Annotated in this window: 11 protein-coding genes; 4 read left to right on the forward strand and 7 right to left on the reverse strand. The window is 40.7% G+C overall.

The window, feature by feature from the left end; genetic code table 11:
- Positions 1 to 58: 58 nt before the first annotated feature.
- Both V7D18_RS22255 and V7D18_RS22260 read left to right on the forward strand, forming a co-directional pair.
- Positions 59 to 499 carry an FMN-binding protein gene (locus V7D18_RS22255; protein ID WP_426157619.1) on the forward strand — a complete coding sequence of 147 codons (441 nt, stop codon included), beginning with the start codon at positions 59 to 61 and terminating at the stop codon, positions 497 to 499.
- 75 nt (positions 500 to 574) lie between these two features.
- Complete coding sequence (locus V7D18_RS22260) at positions 575 to 1,957, forward strand: MATE family efflux transporter (RefSeq protein WP_426157620.1); 1,383 nt, start codon at positions 575 to 577, stop codon at positions 1,955 to 1,957.
- Positions 1,958 to 2,058: 101 nt separating this feature from the next.
- Here the strand turns inward: V7D18_RS22260 and V7D18_RS22265 are convergent, their stop codons facing one another.
- From V7D18_RS22265 to V7D18_RS22290, 6 genes are all read right to left on the reverse strand, one after another.
- A complete protein-coding gene (locus V7D18_RS22265) occupies positions 2,059 to 2,316 on the reverse strand; it encodes an HPr family phosphocarrier protein (protein WP_426157622.1) in 258 nt (85 codons plus the stop codon).
- Positions 2,317 to 2,329: 13 nt separating this feature from the next.
- Positions 2,330 to 4,255, reverse strand: coding sequence for a BglG family transcription antiterminator (locus tag V7D18_RS22270; RefSeq protein ID WP_426157624.1), 1,926 nt, complete (start codon positions 4,253 to 4,255; stop codon positions 2,330 to 2,332).
- 82 nt (positions 4,256 to 4,337) lie between these two features.
- Positions 4,338 to 5,780, reverse strand: coding sequence for a glycoside hydrolase family 1 protein (locus tag V7D18_RS22275; protein WP_426157625.1), 1,443 nt, complete (start codon positions 5,778 to 5,780; stop codon positions 4,338 to 4,340).
- Positions 5,781 to 5,814: 34 nt separating this feature from the next.
- Complete coding sequence (locus V7D18_RS22280) at positions 5,815 to 6,153, reverse strand: PTS lactose/cellobiose transporter subunit IIA (RefSeq protein ID WP_426157627.1); 339 nt, start codon at positions 6,151 to 6,153, stop codon at positions 5,815 to 5,817.
- Between the two features lie 17 nt (positions 6,154 to 6,170).
- Positions 6,171 to 7,424, reverse strand: coding sequence for a PTS sugar transporter subunit IIC (locus tag V7D18_RS22285; protein WP_426157629.1), 1,254 nt, complete (start codon positions 7,422 to 7,424; stop codon positions 6,171 to 6,173).
- 17 nt (positions 7,425 to 7,441) lie between these two features.
- Positions 7,442 to 7,753: a PTS sugar transporter subunit IIB gene (locus V7D18_RS22290; RefSeq protein ID WP_426157631.1), complete on the reverse strand. Its 312-nt coding sequence runs from the start codon at positions 7,751 to 7,753 to the stop codon at positions 7,442 to 7,444.
- A 336-nt stretch (positions 7,754 to 8,089) separates the two neighbouring features.
- Between V7D18_RS22290 and V7D18_RS22295 the strand changes: the two genes are divergently transcribed.
- Positions 8,090 to 9,004, forward strand: coding sequence for a calcium/sodium antiporter (locus V7D18_RS22295; RefSeq protein WP_426157632.1), 915 nt, complete (start codon positions 8,090 to 8,092; stop codon positions 9,002 to 9,004).
- 2 nt (positions 9,005 to 9,006) lie between these two features.
- On the opposite strand, the gene V7D18_RS22300 is transcribed toward V7D18_RS22295, so the two are convergent.
- On the reverse strand, positions 9,007 to 9,879 hold the full coding sequence (locus V7D18_RS22300; protein WP_426157633.1) for a YitT family protein: 873 nt from the start codon (positions 9,877 to 9,879) through the stop codon (positions 9,007 to 9,009).
- Positions 9,880 to 10,283: 404 nt separating this feature from the next.
- Between V7D18_RS22300 and V7D18_RS22305 the strand changes: the two genes are divergently transcribed.
- Complete coding sequence (locus V7D18_RS22305; protein WP_426157635.1) at positions 10,284 to 11,693, forward strand: spore germination protein; 1,410 nt, start codon at positions 10,284 to 10,286, stop codon at positions 11,691 to 11,693.
- Positions 11,694 to 11,711 lie beyond the last annotated feature (18 nt).

Here is an 11,711-nt window from a genome sequence, read left to right on the forward strand (position 1 = left end):
TGAAATCCCCCAATCCGCTCATACATTGTAACAAAACTATACGGAGGGCTTCTGTCTTATGAGCTCAAAAACAAAAATTGTTGTTTTACGAATGAAAGAGATCATCTATACTGCGATCTTCGTTGGCCTTGGAATCCTCCTCATTACCCTGTTTCTAGTCATGTTCCGTCCGAAAAAGGATACTGTTCCCACTTCCGGCGATTCTGTGGACTATGTACCGGGCGTATATTCCTCTGCCATTACGCTGAATAGCCAGGATATCAATGTTGAGGTCACAGTTGATTCTAAGAAAATCACTTCCGTTACACTGGTTCCTTTAAGCGAGGCGGTTACCACGATGTATCCCCTTATGCAGCCCGCCATGGATAATTTATCTCCGCAGATTTTAAAGAACCAGTCAACCAAAAACATTTCCTACCCGTCTGAATCCCGCTACACCTCCGGAGTCCTGTTAAACGCAGTGGATCAGGCACTTACAAAAGCCCAGAAAACCGACTGAGACAGGGATTGTGTTTTTTATTTCCAGACGGTATAATGAAAAATGATTACATAATTACTTAAACGAGGAAATTTTATGAAAGAGAATACGAGTAACAGAGGCGAAGGGACGTCGAATCAGATTACAGAGGGAGTGATATGGAAACAGCTTCTTCTGTTTTTCTTTCCAATTTTATTTGGGACATTTTTTCAGCAGCTCTATAATACAGCCGATGCTGTCATTGTAGGCAGATTCGTGGGGAAGGAAGCACTGGCTGCCGTAGGGGGCCCTACAGGAACCATAATCAATCTTTTCATCGGGTTCTTTATCGGGCTTTCCTCCGGCGCAGGCGTGATCATATCCCAGTTTTTCGGGGCCGGACAGAAAAAGCAGCTGAGCCAGGCAGTGCATACAGCCATGGCTTTTTCTGCTGTCTGCGGCTTTTTTATCATGATCATCGGAATCGTTCTCGCTCCCTTTGCCTTAGAAGCCATGGATACTCCGGCTGACATTCTTCCCTATGGTGTTTTATACATGCGGATTTACTTTCTTGGAGTGATTCCAAATCTGGTTTACAATATGGGAGCAGGGATTTTAAGGGCAATCGGGGATTCCAGGCGCCCCCTTTACTTTCTGATTGCCAGCTGCTTTACCAATATCATTTTAGATATTATCTTCGTGGTTTTCTGGAATATGGGTGTCATGGGGGCAGCCGTTGCTACCATCCTGTCCCAGCTTCTCAGTGCCGTGCTGGTACTGATCGTTTTAATGCGTACCAGACAGCCATACCGGCTGATGCTGTCTTCTTTAACGTTTCATAAGGACATGCTGGTGCGGATTGTCCGGATCGGATTTCCGGCAGGGCTGCAGTCAGTCATGTATACTTCGTCAAATATTATCATCCAGTCAAGCGTGAATTCACTGGGGACCGATACAGTAGCAGCATGGACCGCATATGGCAAGATCGATACCCTGTTCTGGATGATGATCAGTGCCTTCGGAATCTCCATAACCACATTTGTGGGGCAGAATTACGGTGCGAAGAAATCAGACCGGGTATACAAGGGTATCCGGGTCTGTCTTTTCATGTGCTTTCTTTCATCAATTGTATTAAGCTTCCTGCTTTACACATTCGGAAGTCTGGTATTCCTCCTGTTTACCACTGACGCAGCCGTTATTGCCAAAGGCACACAGATTCTACGGTACCTGGTCCCTTCCTTTTTTACTTATGTCTGCGTGGAGATTTATTCCGGATCCCTTCGTGGAACAGGTGACTGCTGGATCCCCATGATTTTAACCAGCCTTGGAGTCTGCGTCCTCAGAATTGTGTGGATTTGTACTGCAGTGCCAATTCACCCGGCTATCGAGACGGTAGTATTTTGTTATCCTCTCACGTGGACCGTTACATCCATACTGTTCATTATATACTTCCATTGGTTCAGCAAACTAAAGAGAACAAGAGTGAAAAGAAAACCATGATTTTTTCCACATAGAAAAGAGGCGTAAACTCTTATATCCATGTGCATCCTTTCTGCACCTGCCAGAGCTTGCGCCTCTATCTGTTTATTCATCCCCATACTTTACAAATTTTCTCTGCAGAATGCTTCTAATTTTATCGCAGCCATCTCTTCATCTGTACCTTCAATCATAAAAGTTACCTTTTCCCCGCATCTGACTCCCAACGCCATTAATGCCATAAGCCTCTTACCATTGGCGGTCTGACCATTTCTCTCTATTATGATTGAACTCTCAAAAACAGAGATTTCCTTAACAAGCATACCGGCAGTTCTTGCATGAATACCCATCAGTTCTGTTACGATATATTCAAATTTTTTCATCTCTGGTTCCTCTCTAGTTAAAACATCCAACTACTGCTTCTATAAAATCGATATAAGCATCACTCTCCAAAACTTTTACTGCATTTGGTTTATCGATCAATAATACAATTAAATTATCATATACATCGTGGAAGATTGCTCTTTCTTCCCTGCTGATGGCAAACATCATTACAATACTGACCGGTTTTTCATTCCACATAATCGGTTTTTTCTCATTCAGCAAAACAAACATACCGGTTTTATTGGCATTCATATGCATGGAATGGGGAACTGCAATATGCTCAAATGCCGTTGAGGACTGTTTTTCCCGCTCAAATATCTCCTCGGCAAAATTTGCATTTACATAGCCTTCTTTCTCCATGGTATCAACCATGAATAAGATAGCGTCTTCCTTGTTCACAAATTCCTTATTCTTATAAAAAAAACAGGGATTTGAGATCTGCATCAAATGCTGTTTTAGTCTTGCTTTCTTTTTTCTCAGAATAATTTTTTCAATGGCAGAGCTGATATTTTTATAATCCTTTTCATTTAAAAAGGGAGTGACAATTACCGTTTCCATACGGATCAGCTCTGTTATGGGAATAGTGGAAATAATCAAATCCGTTTTATCCAGTTTCCTGATCTCGTCGAGAGAGGTTATGACTGTCTTTATTTCCACCTGCTCCTGGTAATGACTTTTAATTTCCTCCATCATTTTATTGGAAAAATCATAATATTGTGGAAATAGAATAACACAGCTTATTACCTTTCTTTTTGATTTCTGTGTTTCCAGATTTCCGCCGATATGCAAAGCGATATAACCTATTTCATCCTCTGACAGGTCATAACCGGTCAATTCGTGAATTTTATTGGAAACCTCTACGGCACATTCAAATATTAACGGACAGGTGTTTTTAATTTGATTAACTAAAGGATTTTTTATTTTGTATCCATTGCGCAGTCTGACTAACATATTTTTGATATGCAATGTGAATTTTATAATAAAATCAGCATTTTCCATATCCACAAAATACGTATTTTTCAAGATGTCGCTTAACTGATTCACAATATTAACACATTCACTTCCAACCATATGTTCCAGGTTTTCTTTGTTAATGGCATTTAAATCCATTTTCATTAAATGGCTTAAGAGAATAATTGTAAGTTCTTCTAATTCCGTTATGCTGTATTTAACTCCAAAATGAGTTTCAATTTCCGTTGCAATATTACGGGCCAGCTCCTGTTCACGAATACCGATGCGCTTATCTTCCTTTTTTTCTTTTTCAAAGGTTTTTTCTTTTTTCATTCGGTCTATTCCGATTACAATATCCAGTATTAAATTAACTAAAGCGTATTCATTTATGAAATAATGGTATTCCTCGCACCCTGTCTCAATAATCTTTTGCAGCAGTTCCAGATCATACAAGGGGTAGATATTCTTAATAACATCAATGCTCATGACATGATCGGTAAAATCTTCATACAAAATATTGCTTAATGCTTTTCTTTTATCCAGCTCCTTTCCTTCTACCGCCACAAATGAATTTGTGGCGGTCAGATACAGATCGTACTCTAAAAATTTCCTGCGTACTTTGTACATATCCTTTTTAATGGTTTCAAAACTAACGTAAATCTCATCTGCAATCTCATATAAATCTGTCTTACTCCCCTGATCAGCATCATTTGATAAAATACGGATTATAATATAATTGATTCGTTCCTGAGAATTCTGCGGAATATTTCTCCCCTTCGTTTGAATGAAAGCCTGTCCTCTTTTTAAATCAATCTGATATCCTTTCCTGGAAGAATGAATCAGACCCTTCTCAAAGCTGTTAATTTCCGAAATGTAATTTTTTATACTTCGTTCAGAGACTCCCATTACATTGGCCAAATAACCGGCATTCATCCATTCTTCATTTGACAGCATAATTTTAATTAGTCTCCTGCAATTATCCTTCATTTTTATTACCTTTCTTCCACTAATTTTGCTTCCTGTTCAAAATTCCGATCGCTGTGGGAACGAATATAATCCGGCGTTTTTCCTACAAAATCTCGCCATTTGTTTCTATAACTCTTTTATACCACTGAAAGCTGTCTTTTGGAATTCTTTTTCCCGAACCTTTTCCGTAATCATCTAAGTCAACATAGATGAATCCGTAGCGTTTACTCATTTCAGAAGAAGAACAGCTTACAATATCAAGCGGTCCCCATGCATAGTACCCTCTTAAGTCAACACCGTCTTTGATTGCTTCCTTCATCTGCTCAATATGAGTTTTATAATACTCCGTTCTATATGGATCATGTATTTTCCCGTCTTCTCCCAGCTGGTCATACAGTCCAACACCATTCTCCGTAATGTAAATAGGTTTTTGATAACGATCATAAAATTCATTGAGCAGTGTCCTGAGTCCGATTGGATCAATGGACCAGCCCCAGGGATTTGCAGGCAATTCCGGATTTCTGTATACGCTGTTTCCATCTTCAAAGCTCTCTTTACTGCAGAGTCTTGTATAATAATAAGAGAATGAAAAGAAATCAGCAGTATTCTTTAATACATCTTCTTCCTCTGGAGACAATTCAATCTGCAGGTTCAGATCTGAAAAATAACGGATTGCATATCCTGGTATATAACCTCTTAATAATACATCGCCATAAAAATATTCCATTTGGTTATGACGTAAGGTTGCAAATACATCTTCGGGCTTTGAAGAAGCCGCATATGCCGGTCCGCCGCAAAGCATCATACCGATCTGTACATCAGGATATTTTTTGTGAGAATATTTTGTGATCTGGGCACAGGAGACCATTTCATTCACAACTGCCTGATATTTGGCTTCTGTAACATGACCCACCGCATCTTCCGGAACTCCAAGGTGGTTAAAGCTTTCATGAAGAATTAAATTAATCTGATTTACAATAATCCAGTATTTCACTTTTTCATGATATCGATCCAAAATAACTTTCCCGTATCTTGTAAAGAAATCAATTACTTCTTTTGAATACCAGCCCTTGTAATTCTGAGTTAAATATAATGGCATTTCATAATGAGACATGGTCACCATCGGAACCATACCGTTTTTAATCACTTCATCAAATAAGGCATCATAAAATTTAAGACCTGCCTCGTTCGGTTCTGTTTCATCTCCCTTTGGGAAAATTCTGGCCCAGTTAATGGATGTACGGTATGTTTTCATCCCAAGACCGTCTTTTCCCAACAATTTTAGATCTTCTTGATACGTATGGTAAAAATCAATACCTCTGCGTTTTGGAAAAATCCTTGTGCTGCTTTTAATCGCCTCTTCAATAAAGGAAGAGGTTACTTCCTCGTTGTATTTATTCTTAATATCAATATCATCTCTGAATTCATTAATGTCTGCAACACATAATCCTTTTCCATCTTCCAGATAGGCGCCTTCCATCTGATTTGCTGCAAATGCGCCGCCCCACAGAAAATCTTCCGGAAAACCATTTGCCACCTTTCTCATTGCAAATCTCCTTTCCTGCCATTCTATAAAAATTTCATTTATTTTCAAGCGCTTCTAACCGTTTGTTGACCGCTTCCATTACTTTAATCAATTGCTTTGCAATATTGATTTCGCTATAAATCGTCATCAGTGTATCCTGGGCATGAGCAAACAATAATGTATATTCTGTTTTGTCTCCTCTTGTCTCTCCCTGTATTGCGTCTGTCTGCACCTTATGCGCTTCTGTAATAAATTTACTTGCATCCTTCATCAGTTCTTTTGCTTTTTCCACATCGAATTCTGCCAGGGCATCCAAAGCTTTTTTATTGCAGACTCTTGCATCGCCGGCGTTCATAATAATCTTCATAGCATTTTCTAAGATCTGTTCGTTCATATATCATTTGTCTCCATTCATGATTCTGCTCCGTTTTTTTCTGCTTCCGTCTCCTGTTTGTCGTATGCCCGAAAGAATGGATACCAAATTACAGATGCTGCGGTAACTGAAATAATAAGGAATATTATTGCTTTTAATGAACCGGTTGAAATCCATGTTGAAATGGGATATGGGCAGTACCATAATTCAAACTGAATTCTCGGCATCGGTGCAAATGCAAGTACTTTTACAAAAAACCAGGTTAATAAAGGAATTACAAGACCGATGATCCACATAGGCAGCATCAGAAGCGGATTCCATGCAATACAGCCAAATACAACCGGCTCATTGATATTAAAAATACCAGGCAGCAGACAGGCTTTCCCCAGTGCGCTTAACCGTTTTGACTTTGCACGGATCAGCATAACTACAAGCGGTAATGTACAGGCGACTCCGCCCACCCACATGTAGGTACAGTAAACCAGTCCTTCCGTATAGATATTCATGGAAGATACGGTTGCTGTTCCTGCCGCTACCATTGCTAAGTTGGCTGTGATTCCGGCAAGCCTGACCGGCTGTCCAACAGGTGTTAATACCCATGTTGAAATACCCATGGAATAAATAAAGCAGCTTATGAAGCACATGAAGGTGAAACCATACCAGGTGTTTAAGAAACCTTGTAACGGCATGAAAATATCTACAATGATCTGATACAGGTTGACATTTTTAATTAACACTACGATCCAGCCAAAGCAGACAATAATTGCTATTGGTAACATCTGGTCAAACCATGTTCTTACAAAATCCGGAATCGCCGAATCCTGCTTAAAGAAGCTGAATTTAGCGAATAACGAAAAAACAAGAGATGTAATTACGCCTGTAATCATTGCTACGAACATTCCGCCCGCACCAAGTGCTGATGATCCAAAACCAGCAGTTCCTTCTGCTTCAACTACCGGAGTCACACAAATCAGGAAGAAAATCAAACCAGTTAAGCCGGCTATCAGTCTTTGTTTGCGCAGTTTCTTTTTCTCACAATAATTGAATGGTACCAAGAAGGCTACAAAGAGTGACAATTTACTCATCGTCCATCCAAACGGAGTCCAGAAACTTGGTAACCCCGGAATATAATCATTCAAAATTGCTAAACAGCAGAACACGGAACCAAGTAAAATAAATGGCAATGTCTGCATAATGGAATCTTTTAAAATAACAACCCAGCTGTTATGACTTATTTTGTTCATTTTAGGTGCAAAGCTGCTCTCCAGCCAATTAATCAACTTATCCATCATTCATTCCTCCGCTCATTTTATTCGTATAGTGATAAAATGTGTTCTATTGCTTTTGTACCATCTAATCTGGAATAATATTCCGGTTTCATCAGTGCAATTTTAACTGGATATTCATGAGTATATTCCTTCAGATCCTCCATAACATACTCAAGATGTGGTCCCACCATAATTAAATCAACATCTTCAATGTAGTTATCAATTTCAGAATCACTTCTTGCCTGCACTTCCATATCTATTCCCTTTTCTTTTGCAGCCTTTCTGATATTCGCCGCCATGAATCCACTGGAAGCTCCTGAACCACACACCAAAAGAACTCTTAACTTTTTCATTTCTTAGTTCCTCCTTTCTACTGGTTAAGTCGATTATAGCTGACTGCCCAGCCGATTTCGAATAAATATTTGCACCTTAACTGTGCAAATATTTACTTGTTATGTGGCAGTAAATCTTGACAATCTCATATATGTTCACTATACTAAAACGGATAAAAGGGAGTAGCTTACGTCATTTGACGTTTTGCGTATACGCCAGTCCCGTTTCCACTGCCAAAAGGCGGGAAACCGGTACGCATATAATTAGCGAGACTTTTATTGCATTTAACATGCAATAAAAGTCTCGCTTTCTGTTTAAAGGCTGCTGCTTATATAAAAAAAGAAAGAGGAAACAAAATGATGTACTTATGGCTTATTTTTGGTTTTGTATTACTGATTAAAGGAGCTGATTATTTTGTTGAAGCCAGCTCCTCCATTGCGAAAACACTAAGAGTACCCCGGATTATAATCGGTCTAACCATCGTCGCCTTTGGAACCAGTGCTCCGGAACTGGCAGTCAGTACGACTGCTGCGCTGTCCGGCAACAATGATATCGCTATCGGAAATGTAGTCGGCTCCAATATTTTTAATCTGTTAGTCGTTCTTGGCGCCTGCGGAATAATCCGGCCATTCGGCGTCCGCCTGCGGTGGGACTACGCTGCCAGCGTCGGCGTTACCGTAATTTTATTCATTATGATGCTTTTCAATCTTGATATTACAAGAACAGAGGCAATCATACTGCTTTGCCTGTTTTCCGTATTCGTGGGTCTTACCATCCGTGACGCAATTATTAACCGGACATCGGAGGAAGAAGGAGATAAGCCCCTTCCCCTGTGGCTTGCAGCCATATTTATCATCGGAGGGCTTGCAGCCATCATCTGGGGCGGTAATCTGGTTGTAGAAAATGCCAGTGCTATCGCAGCCACATTTGGTCTCAGCCAAAATCTGATCGGCCTCACCATCGTTGCCATGGGAACCTCACTGCCGGAACTGGTAACTTCCATTGTTGCCTCCAGAAAAGGAGAAAACGGGCTGGCACTTGGCAATGTCATCGGCTCCAATATTTTTAACATCCTTATGGTATTAGGAGCTTCCTCCGCCATCAGCCCAATAAAGGTCAATCCCCTCTCCCTTTATGACACCGCTTTTCTCATTGGTGCAAGCATTATTACATGGATCTGGTGCAGTAGCAAAAAGCAGCTGAACCGGGCAGAAAGTGCTTTCATGATAATTTTATACTTTTTGTATATGATCTATATTATCATGCGGTAGATTTACTCCATGGGTGCACGGTAAAATTTTCCATAAAACTGCTGGGTCTTAAACATATTCACTATCACATGGTCATCCACTTCATGAAGCAGTGCGATGATATCTGTTACTTCATAGGAGGATACTACTGTATGGAGAAGATACATCTTCTTCCTGCTGTAGCCTCCCACTGCATCCACACAGGAAATGCCATGGCGGAAGTCCTTTACATATTTTGCCGCAAGCTCCGGCCCTTTTGCTGTTGTAATCTGAAGTGTGACACGTTCATACCGGTGATGGAAGGTAGATATGACCTTCGTCGACACAAACTGAAACAGGATAGAATATCCGGCATAATCCCAGCCGAATATGGCCCCGAAAATACACAACAGAATCACATTTCCCACAAACACATAGGTCCAGATGGAATTGCCGGTTTTATTGGAAACATAAAGAGCGATGAAATCTGTACCGCCGGTGGATGCGTTTCCCCGAAGGGCCATTACGATGGCAAATCCAAAAAGCACACCGCCGTAGATTACATTTAATATGCTGTCTTCAAATATTGGTGCAAAATGAAATACTCTTAAAAATAAACTGGCTAATAGTACCTGCAGGAGAGAAAAAAAAGTAAACCGTTTGCTGATGCTCCTGCTGCACGCCCATGCAACCGGAAGATTTAAAACAACCATGCCAAGAGAGGTTGATATATTAAATCCAAACAAAGATGTAACACGGTCTATTAAAATGGCAATTCCCGTAAATCCTCCTGATAATAACCCTGCAGGCCTGATAAAGGCCTGAATCACATAAGTCTGTAATAATGCTGATCCCAAAACTGCCACTGCAGTCATTACATTCCGGACCCGCTTATCCCGCCTCAGTTCTTTCCACATAGAATTCCTCCTTATCACATCACATATTATATGTAAGATCTTCTACCCTATCAACGCTTTTATAAAAAAATTAGAGGACTGCCCTTCCCCCACAGAAGGCAATCCTCCGTCACGATCTGAAACCGTCACACTATGTAGTTTTGCGTTTTGACATCCCCACGTCAAAACACCGCACGCAAGGCACCCCTTGTGCTTCTCACATGGACGATAATACCATCTTTTAGCTCATAAGTCAATATTTTTAGTGTATTTTGCCAAAAATCAACAGGATTCGACCTCACTTCCCTGCATATTTTCCAATAAAAATGGTTGAAAAAGTCCTTTTTCACCATGCAGAATTAATAAAACATATTTTTCACAAAAATGCGCATACTTTTTATTACCAATGCAAGGAGACCATTACCATGGAATTTACAACGAATCTTTCAGATACTATGAATCACTTAAATAACAAACTGGATGTAGTCGGCAACTTTGATCTGGTTTACCGAACTTTCTATATTGCCGGCAAAGAAGCGTGCCTTTACTACATCGAGGGCTTTACAAGAGGGGACGTATGGCAGAAATTAATGGAGGACTTTGCCTCCATCACGCCTGAAACCATGCCCTCCGACGCCCATGAATTCTCGAAGAAAAATCTGCCTTACAGCCAGGTAGGGCTTGTAAAAGATGACGAAGCGATGATCAAACAGCTTCTAGCAGGAATCTCCTGCCTGTTTATTGACGGATACGATAAATGCCTTACCCTTGACTGTAGAAGTTATCCGGCCAGAAGTGTATCGGAACCGGAAAAAGACAAGGTCCTGCGGGGATCCAGGGACGGATTTGTTGAAACACTTACCTTTAATACCGCTTTAATCCGAAGGAGAATCCGGGATCCCAAGCTTACGGTTGAAATTATGAATACCGGGGAAAGTTCCCACACGGACATTGCCATCTGCTATTTTAAGGGACGGGTGGATGAAAAACTTCTCGCAATGATAAAAGAGCGGATTAAAAGGCTGAAAGTAGACGCCCTGACCATGAACCAGGAAAGCCTGGCAGAATGTATTTATCCCCATAAATGGTACAACCCCTTTCCGAAATTCAAGTATTCGGAACGTCCGGATACTGCAGCGGCTTCGCTGCTGGAGGGAAATATCATTATTATGGTAGATAACTCCCCTTCCGCCATGATTCTCCCCTCGTCTGTTTTTGATATTATAGAGGAGGCCGATGATTACTATTTCCCTCCTATTACCGGAACCTATCTACGGCTGTCACGGCTTATTATATCCATCTTAACCTTGTATTTAACGCCCCTTTGGCTGCTGTTTATGCAGAATCCGGAAATGATCCCAAGCTGGCTGCGCTTTATCCGTTTATCGGAAGAACCCCAGGTTCCTCTTCTGTTCCAGCTTCTGATTCTGGAATTTGCCATTGACGGACTGCGGCTGGCTGCGGTCAATACCCCCAGTATGCTGACCACCCCTTTAAGTGTGATTGCAGGTATTGTAATGGGAGAATATTCCGTGAAATCCGGGTGGTTTAACAGCGAAACCATGTTATACATGGCCTTTGTAACTGTGGCAAATTATTCCCAGTCAAGCTTTGAACTTGGCTATGCATTTAAATTCATTCGTATGATTCTCCTGGTTTTAACCGCTCTTCTAAATGTATGGGGCTTTATAATCGGCTTTATTTTGTCTATATGCGCCGTTGTATTTAATAAAACCATCGCTGGTAAGAGCTATATCTATCCTCTGATTCCCCTGCATCTGTCAGAGCTCAAAAAAAGGTTATTCCGGGGACGCCTTCCTCACAAAGTAAAATAAATATAAAAAAAGCAGACG

Source organism: Lacrimispora sp. 38-1 (genome assembly GCF_049890855.1).
Classification (GTDB): domain Bacteria; phylum Bacillota; class Clostridia; order Lachnospirales; family Lachnospiraceae; genus Lacrimispora.

What these genes read in the sequence shown, in the direction of transcription:
- V7D18_RS22255 (WP_426157619.1), top strand. Translation starts at nt 59, where the DNA reads ATGAGCTCAAAAACAAAAATTGTTGTTTTACGAATGAAAGAGATCATC.
- V7D18_RS22260 (WP_426157620.1), top strand. Translation starts at nt 575, where the DNA reads ATGAAAGAGAATACGAGTAACAGAGGCGAAGGGACGTCGAATCAGATT.
- V7D18_RS22265 (WP_426157622.1), bottom strand. Translation starts at nt 2,316, where the DNA reads ATGAAAAAATTTGAATATATCGTAACAGAACTGATGGGTATTCATGCA.
- V7D18_RS22270 (WP_426157624.1), bottom strand. Translation starts at nt 4,255, where the DNA reads ATGAAGGATAATTGCAGGAGACTAATTAAAATTATGCTGTCAAATGAA.
- V7D18_RS22275 (WP_426157625.1), bottom strand. Translation starts at nt 5,780, where the DNA reads ATGAGAAAGGTGGCAAATGGTTTTCCGGAAGATTTTCTGTGGGGCGGC.
- V7D18_RS22280 (WP_426157627.1), bottom strand. Translation starts at nt 6,153, where the DNA reads ATGAACGAACAGATCTTAGAAAATGCTATGAAGATTATTATGAACGCC.
- V7D18_RS22285 (WP_426157629.1), bottom strand. Translation starts at nt 7,424, where the DNA reads ATGATGGATAAGTTGATTAATTGGCTGGAGAGCAGCTTTGCACCTAAA.
- V7D18_RS22290 (WP_426157631.1), bottom strand. Translation starts at nt 7,753, where the DNA reads ATGAAAAAGTTAAGAGTTCTTTTGGTGTGTGGTTCAGGAGCTTCCAGT.
- V7D18_RS22295 (WP_426157632.1), top strand. Translation starts at nt 8,090, where the DNA reads ATGATGTACTTATGGCTTATTTTTGGTTTTGTATTACTGATTAAAGGA.
- V7D18_RS22300 (WP_426157633.1), bottom strand. Translation starts at nt 9,879, where the DNA reads ATGTGGAAAGAACTGAGGCGGGATAAGCGGGTCCGGAATGTAATGACT.
- V7D18_RS22305 (WP_426157635.1), top strand. Translation starts at nt 10,284, where the DNA reads ATGGAATTTACAACGAATCTTTCAGATACTATGAATCACTTAAATAAC.